This is a genomic window from Ruegeria sp. CE8 (assembly GCF_056537465.1).
On the sequence record NZ_JBQFRP010000001.1, the window covers coordinates 52,288 to 69,590 of the forward strand.

The window sequence follows — 17,303 nt, forward strand, 5'->3', positions numbered from 1 at the left end:
TGCCAGAAACCGGAGTGCAGCGCACTCACAATCGCGTGCGCCTTCGGGACTGAAATCGCTGTGGTAAAGCGGCGGTCGGATCAATTTGTACGCTTTTTCAGCAAATATACATCCATGATCCAGCCGTGATCCGCCCGCGCCTGTGCCCGCGTCTCCAGAATCTGGTCAGCCACGTCGGTCAGAGCGCCTTTGATCAAAATTTCTTCCTTCATACCCACATAGGCGCCCCACCAGATGTCGTAATCGGCCATCTTAAGGCTTTGAAAAGAACATTCCCCATCCAGCATCACCGCGACTTTCGACACGCCGTTTGGCCAGCCTTCATCACGTATGCGCCGTCCGGTCGTAACCACGTATGGCGCGCCCAGATCATTGACCGGTATCGCATGCGCCGCCGTCAGTGCCTGCAGGGCGGTAATGCCGGGAATCACTTGGGTGGCTGGTTGTGGGTCCAGCCGCGACGCGATCCGCAGGGAGCTGTCATATAGCGACGGATCACCCCAGATCAGCAAAGCAACCTGGCGCGCATCAGGGTGAGCCTCGATCGCCTCGTGCCAGCGAACAGCAATCGCGTCATGCCATTCGTCAACGCCCCGCAGGTACCCATCATCAGCGCGCCGCTTGGGAATGTCGAAATATGCGATCTTTGGGGGCGTGTCGGTGACCTGCGCGATAATCTCTTCGCGTAACCCGGCCAGATCGGCTTTGTTTTCACCCTTTCGCGGGATCAGGATCAGGTCCGCATTCCGAATGGCCTGCGCGCCTTGAAATGTCACATGGTCCGGGTTGCCGGTGCCAATACCGATCAGCGACAGCTCATACATCATCGAACTCTGCCAGTGGCCCATAGAGGATCAGCGCTGGCGCCGTTCCGATTTCATCCGCCAGCTTTTCAGCCAACCCGCCAATCGTGGATCGGTGCAAAGACTGATCCGGCGTCGAGACCGCCTCGGCCATCAGTGCCGGTGTGTTCAAAGGCAGACCGTGTTCATGCAAGGTGCTGACCAACAAAGGGAAGGTGCGTTTGCCCATGAAGACGACGGTTGTGGCGTCCGGATCGGAGAGGGCGGCCAGGTTCAGATCGTCGGGCAGCTTGCCGCTGACGTCGTGGCCTGTGACGAACTGGACACGTCTTGCCGTCAGGCGCCGGGTTAGCGGAATACCTGCCGCCGCGGCCGCTGCTACGGCCGAAGGGATACCCGGGATGATCTCGTACTCGATCCCTGCCTCGCGCAGTGCCACCAGTTCTTCTTCCAGCCGTCCGAACAGCCCGCCGTCGCCGGATTTCAAACGCACCACGCGGGCACCGGTTTTGGCGTAATCCACCAGCAAACGGCTCACATGATCCTGCTTGGGCGAGGGGCGTCCGGCGCGTTTCCCAACTCCCACCAGATCGGCGTCCTCATGAGCGTGGCTCAGGATCGGGCCGCTGCTGAGGTCGTCAAACAGCACAGCATCCGCCTTTTGCATCCGGTCGACAGCCTTGAGCGTCAGCAATTCCGGATCACCCGGTCCAGATCCAATGAACGAAACAAAACCGCTCATGCCTGTGCCTCTGCGATCAGATGAAAGAATGTTCCGGTCACGTTGCCGCGTACCGAGCCTGTTTGTGGGCCTTCAACGCCTTCGGCATCATATACACGTGCCAAAGGCGCATCCGGTTGTTCTATGATGGACGAATAGTGGAACTCGTGGCCGCGCAAGGTCGTGTCAGTGGCGTAACCCGGCATGGGGGTCAGCAATTGCGCCTTTCGATATCCAAGGTTGAACTTGCGCTTTTCATATGACGTCACAAGCCCAAGCAGGCCTGCCATCCGATGTCGGACACCTTCCTTGTCGATCAGGGCCTCACCCAGCGCCATGTACCCGCCGCACTCGCCATGTACGGGTTTTGTTTCAGCGTGCTTGCGCAGGCCAGTCAAGAAGGTATCGGCAGAAGCCAGAGTGCCAGCGTGCAGTTCGGGATAGCCGCCCGGCAACCAAACCAGATCAGCCTCCGCTGCCGGGGCTTCATCGGCCAGCGGTGAAAACGGCAGAATTTCTGCCCCGGCCGCGCGCCAGCCTTCCAGCAAATGCGGATAGGTGAATGAAAAAGCGGCGTCCCGGGCCAACGCGATCCGTTGGGCGGGCGGCCGCGGCAGTGCGGCTGACGATGGCCCCTTGGGGCCTGAGGAAGCCGCAGCCTTGATCGCTTCAAGATCCACGTGCTCACGCAGGAAAGCGGCATACCCGGCAATAGCGCTTTCCAGATCGGGATGCTCAACCGCCTGAATCAGGCCGAGATGCCGTTCCGGCAGGGTCAAATCTCCACGCCGGGGCAGAACGCCAAGAACTGGCAGGCCCGCGCGTTCCATACCCAATCGGGTCAGGCGCTCGTGTCGGGGGCTGGCGCAGCGGTTCAGGATCACACCGGCAAAGGGCAGGTCGGGATTGTACATCCGAAATCCCAGCGCGGTCGCCGCCGCAGATTGCGCCTGACCGCCGACATCCAGCACCAGAACCACAGGCCAGCCCATGCGCTGGGCGGTTTCCGCGCTGGACCCATGGCCCAGCTCCCCCGGCTTGGCCACGCCGTCAAACAACCCCATCGATCCTTCAGCCACTACGATGTCTGCACCCTCGGCTTGCGAAGAAATCGCATCTAACAAGGGTTCGGCCATTGCCCAGCTGTCCAGGTTGAACGACGCCCGCCCGGCGGCGGCCCGATGAAAGGCCGGGTCGATATAGTCTGGCCCGCTTTTGAACGGCTGCACGGTCAGGCCGTCCTCTGCTAATGCGCGCAGCAGGCCCAGCATCACGGTGGTTTTGCCGGTGCCGGAAGACGGCGCAGAGATCAGAATTCCCGGTGGGTTAGTCATCCCCATGGCTCCAGCTTGACCAGGGGCTATCCGCGCTTTGCGGGCGATAGCGGCGGTCGTAATCTTTCGAATAAAGGCAGCTTTCGTCGAACCCTTCGCCAGCCAGTGCTGGTCCCACCAAGATCAAGGCGGTGCGAGAGATGCTTTCATCCAGCGCCTCTTTCAGGGTCGCCAATGTGGCGCGGATGATCCGCTCGTCCGGCCAACTGGCGCGATAGACGACGGCGACCGGGCAGTCCGCGCCGTAAGCGGGGGTCAGGTCGGCGATCACCTTGTCCAGATTCCCAATCGACAAGTGAATCGCCAGGGTTGCACCGGTTCGAGCAAAGTTCTCCAGCGTTTCGCCCTCGGGCATCGACGACGCACGGCCAGGGGTTCGGGTCAGAACAACCGATTGCGCCAATCCGGGCAGGGTCAGTTCGGTTCCCAACGAGGCCGCAGCGGCTGCAAAGGATGGAACGCCAGGCGTTACGCTGATCGGAATACCCATTTCTTTTAGACGTCGGATCTGCTCACCCATGGCGGACCAGACCGACAGGTCACCGGAATGCAGGCGGGCCACGTCCTGACCTGCCTTATGGGCAGCTTCGATCTCGGCCATGATCTGATCCAGATCCATCGGCGCGGTATTCACGATTTTTGCTCCTTCGGGGCAGTGGCCCAGAATCTCTTCCGGTACCAGCGATCCGGCATACAGACAGACCGGGCAGGACGCGATGATATCGCGTCCGCGCAGGGTCAGCAGGTCGGCGGCACCCGGTCCGGCGCCAATGAAATGAACGGTCATATCTGTCCTCCGATGGCGACGGCGCAGGTTGCAAGCCGGTCGTCCGAGATCTGTCTGGGAGAGGTCAGCCGCGCGCCGGGACCGGCGGCGGCAAGGGCGGATGCTTCGGCCACACTGCCAGTGCCATATGTGGCGCGGCTGCGGTTCGAGCAGGTGAGAGTGCGCTGTCCGGCAAGATCGGCTGGCGCGATGAAATGCAAGGGCAGGGCCGTGGCTGAGGCGAATTCAGCCAGCGCCGCGTGGCCGTTCTTGTCCGCAACCGTGGCCAGCGCGTCCACATTTTGACCGGCGCTTGCCGTTTCAAAGGCTGTGCGCAGGCTGTCGACGGTGGCTGTCGACGAGAATCCAAGCCCCGCCACGATCATAAGGTCACGCTCCACTGCACGACCGGATAGGCGGATTTCCAGCCACGCCGTGGACCCAAGGCCGAGGCTTGCGCCAGTTCGATACGCAAAAGTTCTCCGCCCAGCTTGTCCTGCCACTGCGCCAGCACGGCCTCGCTTTCCAATGTCACGGCGTTGGCGACCAGCCGTGTGCCAGCTGGCAGAGATGTTTGCAGCCATTCCAACAAGTCAACGCTCAGACCGCCTCCGATAAAGACCACATCCGGCAGCGGAAGGCCGTCCAGCGCGTCCGGAGCGGTGCCATGCACCACGCTCAGACGATCCTGCCCCAACGCATCCGCGTTACGACGAATGCGCTCTGCACGATCCTCAAGGGGTTCGATCGTAGTTGCGGTCAGGGTCGGGTCACACATTAGCCATTCGATGCTGATCGAGCCGGTTCCGCCGCCGATGTCCCATAGGTGTTCCCCGCGCTTGGGGGCCAGCGCCGACAGGGTCAGTGCGCGTACAGGTCGCTTGGTGATCTGTCCGTCGGTTTCGAAAATCTCGTCCGGCTTGCCGGATGCTTTTGGCAGAGCCTGACCTTGGCCAGCAACCTCAAGCCCGACGCAGACCGGGTGGTCGAACCCGCCCAGCAAAGCCTCGGTCAGGGTCACACTGCGCGACCGTTCACGCGGGCCGCCAAGGGCCTCCATGACGTGCAGCTGGGTATCGGCAAAGCCTGTTTCGTTGAGGTACGTCGCAAGCTCGGCAACAGCCGCCCCATTACGCAGCAGCAGAATGGCGCGCAACCCGGGTGCCAGATGGGGCCGCAGTCGCGTAAGCGGTGCTGCGTGCAGGCCAAAGGTTTGTGTGCTTTCCAACGGCCAGCCCAGACGGGCGGCTGCCAGCGAAAAGGTGGATTGACCGGGCAGGGCGACCCACTCTCCGACGTCGAAATTGCGGGCAATCACAGACCCGGCACCGAACCAGAACGGATCGCCTGAGGCGAGAACAACCGTCGGTCGCCCCCGAAATCCGGTCAGAATCGGCAGCCCGTCGGAAAAGGGCACCGGCCATTCCACGCGCTTGGCACCTGTGTCTGGGATCAGAGACAGGTGCCGCGGTGGACCCATGATGATTTCAGCGCGTTCCAGCACTTGACGGCTTGCGGGCGGCAGTCCATCCAGTCCATCTTCGCCCAAGCCCAGAACGCTTAGCCACGGAGCCTCATGCATGACCAACCTCCTGATCCTTGGCGGCACGACCGAGGCTAACGCGCTGGCCAAAGCCGTGGCCGAACAGGGTATTCCGGCGACCTATTCCTACGCCGGGCGCGTTGAAACCCCGCGCCCGCAGCCCTTGCCAGTGCGCGTCGGAGGGTTTGGCGGCCCCGAAGGGCTGGCAAGCTTTTTGGAAGACAATGCGGTTACGCATGTTGTCGATGCCACTCATCCCTTTGCAGCCCAGATGAGCCGGAACGCCGTTGCGGCCTGCCGTAAGACCGAAGTACCGCTGGCTGCGCTGACCCGCCCGGTTTGGCGCGCGCAGGAGGGTGATCGCTGGCATCACGTTGCCGACATTCAAGCCGCCGTTGCCGCCTTGTCCGGCCCGGCCCAGCGCGTCTTTCTGGCCGTGGGTCGGATGCACCTTGAGGATTTTACCGCCCAGCCCCAGCACCACTATCTGTTGCGGCTTGTCGATGAACCGGATGGCCTGCCGCTGCCGCATTGCGACGTGGTTGTCTCGCGTGGGCCGTTCACCGAGGCCGACGACCGCGCGCTGATGAAACAGCATGGCATCGAATTGGTCGTGTCCAAGAACGCGGGCGGCACCGGAGCACGCGCCAAGCTGGATGCCGCGCGGGCGTTGGGCTTGCCGGTGCTGATGATCGACCGTCCGGCCCTTCCGCAAAGGACCGAACTGTCGAGTGTGACGCAGGTTCTGGACTGGTTGGCTCATTTTTGATCCTTAGCCGGAGTGAACCTCGGGGTATAGACGATCGGGGTGCTGTCGCGTTCGATCACGCGGGTCAGGGATGAACCCACAATGACCACCGTCTGCATGTCGGCCATGTCCGGTGTTGCCTCTGCGAGGGTTGAAATGCGGATCGCCTGATCCGGACGTGACACCGCGCGGGCGAACAGGATCAGACGCTCGGGCTCGCATTCTTCGCGCAGGATTTCCAGTGTTTTGACAAAACCTTCGGGGCGGGACTTGGACCGCGGATTATAGAACGCCATCGCAAAGTCGCCTTGCGCCGCCAGGCGCAACCGCTTTTCGATCAGGGACCAGGGTTTGAGATTGTCGCTGAGGTTGATGGCGCAGAAATCATGACCCAACGGCGCACCGGCTCGCGCCGACGCCGCCAACATCGCGGTGATCCCGGGCAGCACGTCAATGGGGATTTCGCGCCATTCAGCCGGGCCATTCTCCAGCGCCTCAAATACTGCCGCTGCCATCGCAAAAACCCCCGGATCGCCGGAGGATGCGACGACCACCCGTTTCCCTTCGGCTGCCATCTGCAGCGCGTGCTGAGACCGGTCGATCTCAACCCGGTTGTCGCTGGCGTGCAGCGTCAGGCCGGGGCGTTCCGCCACACGCGCGACGTAGGGGATATAGCCGACCACGTCCGTAGCCTCGGCCAGCGCGGCCGAAACTTCGGGCGTCACCAGTTCTTCGTTGCCGGGCCCAAGGCCCGCAATCTTGATCCAGCCGCTCATGGCCGCCGACCCTGACCATGCACGATGATGATCGAGAAATAAGGAGTGACCTTGTCGCAGGCCTCGGACAGTTTTGTCACCGTCTGGTTCGGCATTTGCGCGAACTCCACTATCCATGCGCGGTCATACAGACCGGCCGTTTTCAGGGCCCGCTTCACCTTGTCGATATTGCGCCCGATCTTCATCACCACCAGCGCGTCCGTCTGCGCCATGCGCCGTGCCAGATCGTCCTCTGGCAGGGTGCCGACCAGTACGGTCAACACGTCATCGCCCCATGTGATTGGGTCGCCGGTCGCCGTCCACGCGCCGGACATGCCGGTGATGGCGGGAACAACTTCGACTTCAGCTTGATCGCGCAAGCGGCTGTAAAGGTGCATGAAAGACCCGTAGAAGAACGGATCGCCTTCGCACAGGACCACAACCGCCTCGCCCTGATCCGACAGCGATTTCAGATGCGCTGCGCATTCCTCATAGAATGCCGACAGCAGCTCGTTATAGCGCGGGTCGGTTACTGGGATTTCGGTGGTCACGGGGTATTCCATCGGGAACTCCACCGCATCTCCTGGGATCATGCCGTTGACGATTTTTCGTGCCTGGCCGCTGCGACCCGGTTTGCGGAAAAAAGCCACGTGACGCGCGTTTCGCAATAGCCGGTCGGCACGAACGCTCATCAAGTCCGGATCACCGGGGCCGAGGCCCAACCCGTATATCTTGCCCGCGCTCATTCCGCGCGGCTCGCGATGGCGTTGATGGCTGCAACGGTGATGGCGCTGCCGCCCAGACGGCCTTTGACGATGCAGGACGGCACGGGTTGTGCTTCCCACAGCGCGTCTTTGGACTCGACTGCGCCGACAAATCCGACCGGGCAGCCAATGATGGCGGCGGGGCGCGGGCAGTCGGGGTCTTCCAGCATGTTCAGTAGGTGGAACAGGGCAGTCGGTGCGTTGCCGATAGCCACCACCGCTCCTTCCAGTTGCGGACGCCAAAGCTCCAACGCGGCGGCCGAGCGGGTGTTGCTCATTTCGGCGGCTAGCGGACGCACACGCTCGTCATGCAGGGTGCAGACCACCTCGTTGTCTGCGGGCAGTCGGAACCGGGTCACGCCTTCGCTGACCATTCGCGCGTCGCATAGGATTGGCGCGCCGTTTTCCAGCGCGGCACGAGCTGCCGTCACAAAGCCCGGCGAGAAATGCAAGAACTCTTCCAGACCGACCATTCCGGCGGCGTGGATCATGCGCACAGCGACCTGTTCTTCGTCGACGTCAAAACGAGCCAGATCAGCCTCGGACCGGATCGTGGCAAAGCTCTGTTTATAGATCGCCGCGCCATCGGTTTCGTATTCATAGGGCATCAGGTCAGGTCCATAGTCTTAAGTGTTTCGGGGCTTAGCCCACGCTGGGAGGGCTCATCCCCCGCGCGGCCGTTTTTGACAAGATCAAATCGTCCGTGATTGCCGACCAGAGTGACATTTGCGGGTCCCATGCGGGCACACCCTTTGGAGCAACCAGAGACATGCAGGATGCCTGCGACCCGACTGGCCAATGCACGCGCAATAGCGCGGGTTTCCACCTGCGCCTGCGGGCAGAACGGCGCCCCGGGGCAGGCGTCGGTCGTCATCAGCGGGTCGGTGCCTTCCGTGACAAAGTCAGAGGCGGGTATCGCCGCCCCGCCTTCCAGCAGGAACAGCCGCCACGGTGTGACCCGCAGGGCAGAGGCACCGCTGTCTTCGATCAGCTCATGCAGCTTTCGTGCAGGCAATTGCCCGAACGCGGCACCATAGAGGGCCCCCAGCGGGCAAACAGTCGGTTGCAGCGGGTTGACTGTCGGTCCGGGAGCACTGCCTTGCCAGATTTCTGGCAGGTCCGTGGCGGCGACAAGTCGCGCCATTCGACGGGTATCAGGGGTGTGGTTTTCGGCAAACCACCGTGCCAGTTCGATCAGTTGGTCGATGGCCTCGGTTTCTTCGACAGCTCGTCCCGTAGTTGCGCCATCGGCACGCAGCACCAGCCCATGTACACCGGTTTCCAGTCGGATATCGGCCGAGTCTTCTGATAGCAGCCGCGCGGGGCCGGTGTCGATTGCGAACCCGAACTTGGCCGGCAGTGCGGGCAGTTCGCCCAAACGGTCGATCAACTCCTGCGTCAGCCGTGCGGTGAGGTCGCCCGATTGATACAGTGGCGAGACAAGGATGTTGCGGCGCACTTCAATGCCCGGCTCGGCATCCAACAGGTTGAGCGAGGCCAACTCCTCAAGCAACAGTTGGTGGTCGTCTTCCTTGACCCCGCGCAATTGCAGATTGGCCCGATTGGTCAGGTCGATGGTGCCGTTGCCAAAGCGTTCAGCCAGGTCACACAGGCCAAGCGCCTGTGCGGCACTAAGCCGGGCTAGGCGCGGGCGTACCCGAACAACCAACCCATCGCCCGACATCATCGGTCTGTGGGCACCCGGGCACCAACCCTGGACAATGGGGGCGCTCATCCCAATCCCTCCAGATCGGCTCGGATCGAGTTCCGGCGTGTGTTCCAAAGTCCTGCCTCCAATAGCGCGCGGAACCGGTCCTGCATGGCCTGATGCGCTTGCGGGTTGGCCTCTTGCAGGAAGGCATCCACCTCGGCGTCGCCCAGCGTGGCGTCGTGGTAAAGATCGAACAGGTGCGGCGCGACCGTGCCGGACAAATGCGCGAACGACGCCATGTGATCCAGTGTTGCGGCGATCTCAGCCGCCCCCCGGAATCCATGCCTTTGCATTCCTGCGATCCAGCCCGGATTGGTGGCGCGGGCGTGGACGACGCGGCTGATCTCTTCGGGCAGGGTGCGGGCGCGCGGGTTTTCGGGGTTGGTATTGTCCAGATGATACAGTTGCGCGGTGCCACCGGTGATCTTCTTGGCAGCCGCAAACCCGCCCTCATGGGTGGCATAGTCATTGGCCAGCAGTAGGTCGGTTTCAGTCAGGTCCTGCAGGTGGACGAAACTATCCGCATTGGCGACGCGCTGAGTGATCCCGTCCTTGTCCTGCGCGATATGCTCACCTTCCAGCGCGAAGGAACTGGCGTCCAGCCAGGCCTGCCCGGCCTGTTCGCGCGCCTCGTCGGTGTAGGTTTCAGACAGATGCGTCATGTTCAGGCCATAGCTGCCCGGCGCCGGGCCATAGACGCGAGCTGCCGGAACCTGCCCCGCATAGGGGTTCCAATCTGGCGCCTCATCACGTTCGCACAATGCGCGAACCGCCTGTCCATAAAGCGCCGAGAGCGTCGGAAATACGTCCCGGAACAGGCCCGAGACACGCAGCGTGACATCCAGACGTGGGCGGCTGAGATCGGTGATCGGCAGTATCTCGATGCCGGACACCCGCTCGGATCCCTTGTCCCAGACCGGTTTCGCGCCCAGCAGGTGCAACGCCATTGCGAATTCCTCGCCAGCCGTCCGCATGGTGGCAGAACCCCACAGATCGACAATCAAGCCCTTGGGATACTCACCTTCTTCCTGCAGATGTCTACGCACTAGTTCCTCGGCCAGTTTCACGCCTTGGGTATATGCGGCGCGAGTAGGCACCGAACGCGGATCTGTTGTATAAAGGTTTCGTCCTGTGGGCAGCACATCCGAGCGGCCCCGATAGGGCGAGCCCGATGGTCCGGCCTCGATCCGTTTCCCGGCCAGTGCATCGATCAGGGCGCTGCGTTCGGCATGGGCCGAGGGCGCAGGGTCGAAATTGCCCGTCACCTCTGGCACGCGGCCAAAGATATGTAGGCCGTCGCCGAATTGGCTTTCCTTTATGTCGCAGACAAATCGGTCGATGCGGGTGATTGCCTCGGCGGAGCAGGTGGCCTGGTCAAGGCCAAGATCAGTCTCCAGCCCGATGGCCTGCGCCTCGTCGCGGATATCCTCTTGCAGGCGGTCGCGGCGTTTGGGGTCAAGCCCGTCGGCGTTCGAGAACTCATCCAACAGCGATTCAAGCCGCACCATCCGATCCGGCGTGCCGCTTTCTTTCATCGGGGGCGGGATGTGACCCAGCGTGACCGCCCCTATCCGGCGCTTGGCCTGAGCGGCCTCGCCGGGGTCATTGACGATGAAGGGGTAGATCACAGGCAGATCGCGGATCAGCGCTTCGGGCCAGCATTCGTTGGACAGGGCGACCGACTTGCCTGGCAGCCATTCCAGCGTTCCGTGGGCCCCGATATGGATCAGCGCATCGGCACCAAGGTCTTTTCGCAGCCACATGTAAAAGGCGACATAGCTGTGGCGCGGGGTGCGCGACAGGTCGTGATAATCGTCATCGCGCAACTCGGGCGTGCCGCGTTCGGGTTGCAGCGCGACCAACGCTTTGCCCCGACGTACCGCGGTGAAGTGGAATGCGCCATTCGCAAAACTCGGGTCGTCTTCGGGCTTGCCCCAGACGGTTTGCAGATCGGTTCGCAATTGGACCGGCAGGTCAGCTAGCGCGCTGAGGTAATCCCGCAGCGGCCACGAAATTTGGGCGTCCAACAAAACATCCGCAATCGGCTCTGCCGGGGCGGTGTCATAACCTTCGCACTGCAGATCGGCCAGCATCGCCTCGGCCGAGGCCAGCGCATCGAGGCCGACTGCATGGGCCATCTGCCAATCCTTGCCTGGATAAGTGGACAGCACCAACGCCGGGATTTGGTCGGACTTTGGCTTTTCGTTCAGGTTCAGCCAACCAGTCACACGATCGATAATCGCTTCGATCCGTTCAGGCTCAGCCCGGTGGGCAAAACGGGAATACTCCAAGTGCGGATCGCGTTTCCCGGGCTCTTTAAAAGAGGCGATCCCGGCCGAAATCCGACCGTCCACTTCGGGCAGCACCACATGCATGGCAAGGTCGGCGGGGGACAGGCCTCGCTCCGCCTCAGCCCATGCTTTGCGGCGCGAGGTCGCCAGAGCAACCTGAAACACCGGCACACCTGCCACATCGAGCGGAGAGGTTCCAGACGCGCCCTTGCCCGAGAATGAGGTGGCGTTGATGATCGCGGATGGGCTCAGGTCAACGATCTGTTCGCGCAGCCAGTCGGCTGCTGCAGGGGCTTTCAAAGATGGCGCGAACAGCCCAACCGCGTCCAGACCACGGTTCCGCAAGTTGCGGATCAGGGCTGCGACTGGCGCGGTATCCGCCGAGGTCAAGTAGGCCCGATAGAAGCTCACAAGGATGCGCTTCGCGTCGCCCGAGAACGCCTTGTCCACCGGGATGACGCCACGATCCGGGCACCACGCGCCACATTCCGGCAGGGTTTTTGCGCCCATCACCGGCCCGGCATAAAGCCCAGCCGCCAGAGCCATTTGTGCCAAAGCAGCTTGCGCAGCAACTTCTCCGCCGGTGTCGCAAAGATGCGCCAGCCGCCTCAGGGTCGAGACAGGCAGCGTCGAATAGTCGTCAAGCCGTGGGTCTTCCCGCCCGTCGGCTGGCAGAACGGCGAGGGCGATGCCTTTGGCCTGAGCCAGCGAAAGAACCTGCTGCAGGCCGTAAGACCAGTAGGGTACGCCACCGATCAGACGGATCAGAATGCCTTTGGCCCCGTTAAGCGTCTGCTCGAGATAGGTGTCGACGGACAGCGGGTGCTTGAGTGCCGTCAGGTTGGCCAGCCGCATCGTGGGCATCTGCCCCTCGGGGCCGCCACCGCGGTGCCAGCCTGCTGCGAAAGCGCCGAGGTCGCTGTCCGAAAAGGACAGCACCACCAGATCCGCCGGGCTCTGGCCCAGATCGGTTGGGGTCTCGGTTTCTTCTAACCCGTGGCTTTCGCGGAAGACGACGTGCATGGCTTACTCGGCGGCCTCGGCTACACCCACGAGAATATCGCGGATTGCGGCCTCTTTGATGTCGTCATGCTCGGCGATCACGACCAGACGCGAGCGGCGCTCTTCGCCGGGTTCCCATGGGCGGTCGTATTGGTGACGTACACGGGCACCTACAGCCTGAACCAGCAGACGCATCGGTTTGCCCTGAACTGCGGCATAGCCTTTGACGCGCAGGATGTTCAGCTCGTTCGCAAGACGTTCGATATTGGCGACCAGCGCGGTCGGGTCGGTCTGTTCCGGCAACTCGACGATGATGCTTTCGAAATCGTCATGCTCGTGGTCGTGATGACCGTCGTGATGCGACGGACGGGCGTCCATGTCATCCTCGGCGGCGGCCTCAAGGCCTAGTACGACGCGGACGTCCACGGCACCTTCAGGCACTTCGACCACGGGTAATGGACGCGGAGCCTCGGCTGCGATGATCTCCTTGGCTTTGGCCACGCCTTCGGGGCCGGCCAGATCGGGCTTGGTCAGCAGGATGATGTCGGCGCAGGAGATCTGGTCCTCGAACACCTCGGACAGGGGCGTTTCGTGATCGATCGAGTCGTCGGCCAGGCGCTGGGCGTCCACGGCTTCGACATTTGGCGCAAAACGCCCAGCAGCTACAGCCTCGGCATCTGCCAGAGCAATCACGCCATCCACGGTGATTTTTGAGCGGATATCGGGCCAGTCAAAGGCTTTCAACAGCGGTTTTGGCAGCGCGAGGCCGGAGGTTTCGATCAGGATGTGATCGGGGCGCGGCTCCAGTGCCATCAGCGCCTCGATGGTGGGGATGAAGTCATCGGCCACGGTGCAGCAGATGCAGCCGTTAGCCAATTCCATGATGTTTTCCGCCGGGCAATCCGGAATGGCGCAGGATTTCAGGATATCGCCATCGACACCCACATCGCCGAATTCATTGACGACAACGGCCAGCCGCTTGCCCTGCGGGTTCTGCATCAGGTGCTTGACCAGCGTAGTCTTGCCCGAGCCCAGAAAGCCGGTGATCACAGTGACGGGGAGTTTTTCGAGATTGCTCATTTCAGGGCTCCAATCGGGGGAATACGGGCCGCACAATTTTTGCGGAAGTGTTCGGGGCGTTCACGCCATTTCACCAGGCCATCTTCCGTGGCGAGATACTTGGTTGCACCGTCAACAATGGTCTCGACATGATCGGTTTCGTTGAGGTGCTCATAGACAAAGGTCCAACGGTCCGGGCCTCCGCGCAGCACGATGGAGCAACCCTCATCGCAGTTTGACAGGCATTCAACGGCTTTCAGAGTGATGCCATCGGGCAAGTCGGCCTGTTCCAGCGCTTTGTGCAGCAATGCGCCGGGTCGTTGCGCGTCGTCTTCGACAGGCAGGCCACGGCGGCACGTGGTACAGACCAGCAGCTCGACCGGTGCGGTCGCGGTCATGTCTCTCATCCCCCCAAATCCTCTTCGTGGGGGACGGGGTTTCATGCGGGCCACGTGTTGCGACATGGACCCGACACCGGAACACCCCGTCCGGTTTCATCTACGGGCGCTGGCAGGTCTCCCGGCTTGCAGATGTCAGGGCTTCGGCCCTGTCGGATGTCCCGCCTTCCCGGCCTTTTGGGCCAGTGGCTTTGGGCACCCTCTCCGGTCACGGTCGCGGGGGCGGCTGTGCTTGGCGGTAGATCCGCTGCACATTCCCTTTTCATCCATCCGAAGATGGACACCAACGAAAGGGACATGCGGCACGGGCAGGGGGCTTGTCAAGCGCGAGCAGGATGCAGAAAACGCGCAGGTCGGAAAAGCGACAAGCCAGTGTCAGTCAGCGGCATCCGCAGCCAGGCGATCACGCAGCCAGGCACAAAACACACCCGCTGCGGCGGATGAGCGCGTGCGCCCGGGCGCGGTGATCAGATAGTGCGATTGCGCAAACGGAATCGCTGGGCCTGCAATTTCTATCGGCGCGCCCTGAGCAATGGAATTTTTAGCGAATCTTTCCACAATGGTCGCGCAGCCTGCACCGGCCATCACCAATTGCAATGCGGCGACGGATGTATCGACCGAATGAAGGGATGTTTGCTTGGGTGGCTCCATATCATGAGCGTGAAAGTAGCGTGCCCAGTTGTCCTCGTATCCGAGGATGTGAATCAGCGGCCCTTGCCGGAGGTCCAGCAAGCTTGGGTAAGCCTTTCCAACTCGGCAAACCGGCACCAGATTCTCATCGGTCAGCTTTTCGGAGATGACCCCCGGCCAATCGCCGTAGCCCATCCGAATTTCGACATCCACATCGTTTGGCGCGATGCTGTCATTCCAGATGTGCGATACCAGCCGAACGGGAATGTCCGGGTATTGCGCGTTGAACGCGGGCAGTTCAGCGGCAATCCAATAAGTTGCCGTGGAAATCGCGGCCCGAACTGTGAGTGTTTGTCGGGACGCAGGACCAAACAAACTGTTGGTGGACAGCGCGATGTCACCCAGGGCCCGCCGAACCGTCAAAGCATAGGATTGCCCCAGCTCGGTCAACTCGAGCCGTCGTGCATTTCTGGTGAACAGGTTTTGACCAAGTTCCGCCTCGAGAGATCGAATGTGCAGAGATACGGCTGTCTGGGTCAGCCCAAGTTCCCGTGCCGTGGTGGTGAAATTCAGGTGCCGAGCGGCGCATTCAAAGCTGCGCAGCCATGCAGGGTTTGGAAGCCGGTCCATTTATCACCAAAAATTTTTTGCCATAAAGCGGATTATTATTCGTTTTGCTTTTGAAATTGCAACGCCGATACTCGGTTAACAGCATCGCAGACGCACACTTTCGGGAGGGAAACATGAAAGTCGGCTTTATCGGATTGGGAAACGTTGGCGCAAAACTGTCGGGATCGCTGCTACGCAACGGCGTGGACCTCTCGGTCCATGATCTTAACCCGGATCTGGTGCAGAGCTTCGTGGCCAAAGGTGCCAAAGCAGCCGAAAGTCCGGCGCAACTGATGCGGGATTGTGATGCCGTCATCACCTGCCTTCCTTCCCCTGCAGCCTCTGACGCCGTGATGCGGGAAATGTTGCCCGAAGTTGGCCCCGGCAAGATCTGGATGGAGATGTCCACGACGGACGAGGCCGAGGTAAAACGACTGGGCGCGATGGTGATTGAACGCGGCGGTGCTGCTGTCGATTGCCCGGTTTCCGGTGGCTGTCACAGGGCCGCAACGGGTAATATTTCGATCTTTGCCGGCTGTGATCGCGCGACGTTTGACAAAATATTGCCATTCCTGACGACGATGGGGCGGCGCATCCTGCACACGGGCGAACTTGGGTCCGCGTCTGTTCTGAAAGTCCTGACGAACTATCTGGCAACCGCAAACCTGATCACTTGTGCCGAAGCACTGGTGACCGCCAAGGCAGCAGGCATGGACCTCAACACGACGTATGAGGCAATCAAAATCTCGTCGGGCACATCGTTCGTACACGAAACAGAAAGCCAGGTAATCCTGAACGGCTCGCGTGATATCTCGTTCACCATGGACCTCGTGAAAAAAGACATCGGCCTGTTCCAGGAAGTCGCGGACCGTGCGGGAGTGCCCCTTGAAATAAACCCGGTGATGATCCGGATCTTCGAAGACGGAATCGCCAGGTACGGGGACCGCGAACTTTCGCCCAATATCATCAAGCGGCTTGAGGAGGCGACGGGTCTGGACATCCGCGCCCCGGGCTTCCCGCCCGAAATGCTGGACGATGAGCCGGAAGAGGCGGGCTATGAGGTTGTGCCGCAGGGACGTGAGGCCGTGTGACGCACGTCACCTTTCACTGGAAAGTCCCATCTAATCAGGAGAGTGGAGGCGAGTACCGGAATCGAACCGGTGTACACGGATTTGCAATCCGCTGCGTCACCACTCCGCCAACTCGCCTTTTCAAGTAAAATCAAATACTTGCCGTGGTGTGACAGGCGTTTTAGCAGCTTTCGGCAGGGGCGTCCAGAGGGGCAAACGCAAATTTCGGGGTCGGGCGTGAACTTCGTCTTGGGTTGCGACGTTATATCTTGCGATAATTGGAAAGTTTCGGTGTCGGAGCCGTTGCCGGTTTTCCAAGGATGTGGCAAAACTCGATCACCTAAGGGAACAGAACGAGCGATCCAATGACAGATTTCGCAGCCCGGCGCCGGACGATGGTTGATACGCAGGTACGCCCCTCTGATGTTACCAAATTTCCTATCATAGATGCGATGCTGACCGTAAAGCGCGAGAATTTCGTGCCGGATGCGCAGCGCGAAGCGGCTTATGTCGAGGGGGTGATCGATCTGGGTGAGGGTCGCTGCATGCTGGAACCCAGAACACTGGCCAAAATGTTGGACATTCTGAATATTTCCAACGACGAAGCGGTTTTGGATATCGCCCCTGCCATGGGATACTCGACCGCTGTTGCCGCGCGAATGGCACAGCTTGTCGTTGCCGTCGAGGAAGATGAAAACCTGGCTGCCGAATCTCAGTCGATTCTGCTGGAAGCCGACGCCGACAACGCGATTGTCCACGTTGGTCCGTTTGAACAGGGTGCGCCCGAGCATGGCCCATATGATGTCATCATGATTCAAGGTGGGGTTGAACAAGTGCCGGACGCATTGCTCGCGCAACTCAAGGATCATGGTCGTATCGCGTGCCTTTTTGTCGAGGGAGAGCTGGGTACGGTCCGGATTGGCCACAAGTTTGGTGATCGTGTGACCTGGCGGGACGCGTTCAACGCCAATGCGCCGATTTTACAGGCATTTTCCACGAACCGTGCATTTTCGCTATAGTTTGGCGGCAGATTGTTCTGCCGTCTTGATTAGTTGAACACAAACGCGCAAACTGTCGTCAGGGCAGCGTAATTTTGATT

The 17,303-nt window shown here is 61.2% G+C and carries 17 protein-coding genes, 1 tRNA gene and 1 riboswitch; of the genes, 3 read left to right on the top strand and 15 right to left on the bottom strand.

Annotation, left to right across the window (positions count from 1 at the left end):
• Nucleotides 1–80: 80 nt before the first annotated feature.
• The 6 genes from cobF to cbiE are packed head-to-tail and all read right to left on the bottom strand — an operon-like array spanning nucleotide 81 to nucleotide 5,206.
• On the bottom strand, nucleotides 81–824 hold the full coding sequence (gene cobF / locus ACR0AA_RS00250; protein WP_480661216.1) for a precorrin-6A synthase (deacetylating): 744 nt from the start codon (nucleotides 822–824) through the stop codon (nucleotides 81–83).
• Nucleotides 817–1,545 carry a uroporphyrinogen-III C-methyltransferase gene (cobA, locus tag ACR0AA_RS00255; protein ID WP_480661135.1) on the bottom strand — a complete coding sequence of 243 codons (729 nt, stop codon included), beginning with the start codon at nucleotides 1,543–1,545 and terminating at the stop codon, nucleotides 817–819. The genes cobF and cobA overlap by 8 nt, the downstream gene beginning before the upstream one ends.
• On the bottom strand, nucleotides 1,542–2,864 hold the full coding sequence (locus ACR0AA_RS00260; RefSeq protein ID WP_480661133.1) for a cobyrinic acid a,c-diamide synthase CobB: 1,323 nt from the start codon (nucleotides 2,862–2,864) through the stop codon (nucleotides 1,542–1,544). The genes cobA and ACR0AA_RS00260 overlap by 4 nt, the downstream gene beginning before the upstream one ends.
• Nucleotides 2,851–3,645 (bottom strand): precorrin-4 C(11)-methyltransferase, encoded by a 795-nt coding sequence (gene cobM / locus ACR0AA_RS00265; protein ID WP_480755235.1) that lies wholly within the window; start codon nucleotides 3,643–3,645, stop codon nucleotides 2,851–2,853. Before cobM ends, ACR0AA_RS00260 begins: the two co-directional genes overlap by 14 nt.
• Complete coding sequence (locus ACR0AA_RS00270) at nucleotides 3,642–4,010, bottom strand: cobalamin biosynthesis protein (RefSeq protein ID WP_480661215.1); 369 nt, start codon at nucleotides 4,008–4,010, stop codon at nucleotides 3,642–3,644. Before ACR0AA_RS00270 ends, cobM begins: the two co-directional genes overlap by 4 nt.
• The gene (gene cbiE, locus ACR0AA_RS00275) at nucleotides 4,007–5,206 is read right to left on the bottom strand and encodes a precorrin-6y C5,15-methyltransferase (decarboxylating) subunit CbiE (RefSeq protein WP_480661129.1); all 1,200 of its coding nucleotides are present in this window, start codon (nucleotides 5,204–5,206) and stop codon (nucleotides 4,007–4,009) included. The genes ACR0AA_RS00270 and cbiE overlap by 4 nt, the downstream gene beginning before the upstream one ends.
• Here cbiE and ACR0AA_RS00280 point away from each other — a divergent pair.
• Nucleotides 5,205–5,936, top strand: a complete 732-nt coding sequence (locus ACR0AA_RS00280; protein ID WP_480661128.1) for a cobalt-precorrin-6A reductase — start codon at nucleotides 5,205–5,207, stop codon at nucleotides 5,934–5,936. The genes cbiE and ACR0AA_RS00280 overlap by 2 nt on opposite strands.
• On the opposite strand, the gene cobJ is transcribed toward ACR0AA_RS00280, so the two are convergent.
• The 8 genes from cobJ to ACR0AA_RS00320 all read right to left on the bottom strand — a co-directional run bounded on the left by cobJ (nucleotide 5,927) and on the right by ACR0AA_RS00320 (nucleotide 15,155).
• Entirely contained in the window at nucleotides 5,927–6,691 is a 765-nt protein-coding gene (gene cobJ, locus ACR0AA_RS00285; protein WP_480755236.1) for a precorrin-3B C(17)-methyltransferase, read from the bottom strand. The two genes, ACR0AA_RS00280 and cobJ, sit on opposite strands and share 10 nt — an antisense overlap.
• Nucleotides 6,688–7,416, bottom strand: a complete 729-nt coding sequence (locus tag ACR0AA_RS00290) for a precorrin-2 C(20)-methyltransferase (protein ID WP_480661124.1) — start codon at nucleotides 7,414–7,416, stop codon at nucleotides 6,688–6,690. Before ACR0AA_RS00290 ends, cobJ begins: the two co-directional genes overlap by 4 nt.
• On the bottom strand, nucleotides 7,413–8,042 hold the full coding sequence (locus tag ACR0AA_RS00295; protein ID WP_480661122.1) for a precorrin-8X methylmutase: 630 nt from the start codon (nucleotides 8,040–8,042) through the stop codon (nucleotides 7,413–7,415). Before ACR0AA_RS00295 ends, ACR0AA_RS00290 begins: the two co-directional genes overlap by 4 nt.
• Nucleotides 8,042–9,169: a precorrin-3B synthase gene (gene cobG, locus ACR0AA_RS00300; RefSeq protein ID WP_480755237.1), complete on the bottom strand. Its 1,128-nt coding sequence runs from the start codon at nucleotides 9,167–9,169 to the stop codon at nucleotides 8,042–8,044. Before cobG ends, ACR0AA_RS00295 begins: the two co-directional genes overlap by 1 nt.
• Nucleotides 9,166–12,459 (bottom strand): cobaltochelatase subunit CobN, encoded by a 3,294-nt coding sequence (cobN, locus tag ACR0AA_RS00305; protein ID WP_480661118.1) that lies wholly within the window; start codon nucleotides 12,457–12,459, stop codon nucleotides 9,166–9,168. The genes cobG and cobN overlap by 4 nt, the downstream gene beginning before the upstream one ends.
• 3 nt (nucleotides 12,460–12,462) lie before the next feature.
• Entirely contained in the window at nucleotides 12,463–13,518 is a 1,056-nt protein-coding gene (gene cobW / locus ACR0AA_RS00310) for a cobalamin biosynthesis protein CobW (protein ID WP_480755238.1), read from the bottom strand.
• Entirely contained in the window at nucleotides 13,515–13,895 is a 381-nt protein-coding gene (locus tag ACR0AA_RS00315; RefSeq protein WP_480755239.1) for a DUF1636 family protein, read from the bottom strand. The genes cobW and ACR0AA_RS00315 overlap by 4 nt, the downstream gene beginning before the upstream one ends.
• 94 nt (nucleotides 13,896–13,989) lie before the next feature.
• Nucleotides 13,990–14,198, bottom strand: a riboswitch (cobalamin riboswitch).
• 72 nt (nucleotides 14,199–14,270) lie between these two features.
• Entirely contained in the window at nucleotides 14,271–15,155 is an 885-nt protein-coding gene (locus ACR0AA_RS00320; RefSeq protein ID WP_480755240.1) for a LysR substrate-binding domain-containing protein, read from the bottom strand.
• Nucleotides 15,156–15,268: 113 nt separating this feature from the next.
• Here ACR0AA_RS00320 and ACR0AA_RS00325 point away from each other — a divergent pair, with 113 nt between their 5' ends.
• On the top strand, nucleotides 15,269–16,225 hold the full coding sequence (locus ACR0AA_RS00325; protein ID WP_480661111.1) for an NAD(P)-dependent oxidoreductase: 957 nt from the start codon (nucleotides 15,269–15,271) through the stop codon (nucleotides 16,223–16,225).
• A gap of 43 nt (nucleotides 16,226–16,268) precedes the next feature.
• Here ACR0AA_RS00325 and ACR0AA_RS00330 read toward each other — a convergent pair.
• Nucleotides 16,269–16,342: transfer RNA gene (locus tag ACR0AA_RS00330), tRNA-Cys, on the bottom strand.
• A gap of 227 nt (nucleotides 16,343–16,569) precedes the next feature.
• On the opposite strand from ACR0AA_RS00330, the gene ACR0AA_RS00335 reads away from it, so the two are divergent.
• The gene (locus ACR0AA_RS00335) at nucleotides 16,570–17,223 is read left to right on the top strand and encodes a protein-L-isoaspartate O-methyltransferase family protein (RefSeq protein ID WP_480661109.1); all 654 of its coding nucleotides are present in this window, start codon (nucleotides 16,570–16,572) and stop codon (nucleotides 17,221–17,223) included.
• Nucleotides 17,224–17,303 lie beyond the last annotated feature (80 nt).

Excerpts from the sequence above, each read along its gene's own strand:
- cobF (WP_480661216.1), bottom strand. The coding sequence starts at position 824 with ATGTATGAGCTGTCGCTGATCGGTATTGGCACCGGCAACCCGGACCAT.
- cobA (WP_480661135.1), bottom strand. The coding sequence starts at position 1,545 with ATGAGCGGTTTTGTTTCGTTCATTGGATCTGGACCGGGTGATCCGGAA.
- ACR0AA_RS00260 (WP_480661133.1), bottom strand. The coding sequence starts at position 2,864 with ATGGGGATGACTAACCCACCGGGAATTCTGATCTCTGCGCCGTCTTCC.
- cobM (WP_480755235.1), bottom strand. The coding sequence starts at position 3,645 with ATGACCGTTCATTTCATTGGCGCCGGACCGGGTGCCGCCGACCTGCTG.
- ACR0AA_RS00270 (WP_480661215.1), bottom strand. The coding sequence starts at position 4,010 with ATGATCGTGGCGGGGCTTGGATTCTCGTCGACAGCCACCGTCGACAGC.
- ACR0AA_RS00280 (WP_480661128.1), top strand. The coding sequence starts at position 5,205 with ATGACCAACCTCCTGATCCTTGGCGGCACGACCGAGGCTAACGCGCTG.
- cbiE (WP_480661129.1), bottom strand. The coding sequence starts at position 5,206 with ATGCATGAGGCTCCGTGGCTAAGCGTTCTGGGCTTGGGCGAAGATGGA.
- cobJ (WP_480755236.1), bottom strand. The coding sequence starts at position 6,691 with ATGAGCGGCTGGATCAAGATTGCGGGCCTTGGGCCCGGCAACGAAGAA.
- ACR0AA_RS00290 (WP_480661124.1), bottom strand. The coding sequence starts at position 7,416 with ATGAGCGCGGGCAAGATATACGGGTTGGGCCTCGGCCCCGGTGATCCG.
- ACR0AA_RS00295 (WP_480661122.1), bottom strand. The coding sequence starts at position 8,042 with ATGCCCTATGAATACGAAACCGATGGCGCGGCGATCTATAAACAGAGC.
- cobG (WP_480755237.1), bottom strand. The coding sequence starts at position 9,169 with ATGAGCGCCCCCATTGTCCAGGGTTGGTGCCCGGGTGCCCACAGACCG.
- cobN (WP_480661118.1), bottom strand. The coding sequence starts at position 12,459 with ATGCACGTCGTCTTCCGCGAAAGCCACGGGTTAGAAGAAACCGAGACC.
- cobW (WP_480755238.1), bottom strand. The coding sequence starts at position 13,518 with ATGAGCAATCTCGAAAAACTCCCCGTCACTGTGATCACCGGCTTTCTG.
- ACR0AA_RS00315 (WP_480755239.1), bottom strand. The coding sequence starts at position 13,895 with ATGACCGCGACCGCACCGGTCGAGCTGCTGGTCTGTACCACGTGCCGC.
- ACR0AA_RS00320 (WP_480755240.1), bottom strand. The coding sequence starts at position 15,155 with ATGGACCGGCTTCCAAACCCTGCATGGCTGCGCAGCTTTGAATGCGCC.
- ACR0AA_RS00325 (WP_480661111.1), top strand. The coding sequence starts at position 15,269 with ATGAAAGTCGGCTTTATCGGATTGGGAAACGTTGGCGCAAAACTGTCG.
- ACR0AA_RS00335 (WP_480661109.1), top strand. The coding sequence starts at position 16,570 with ATGACAGATTTCGCAGCCCGGCGCCGGACGATGGTTGATACGCAGGTA.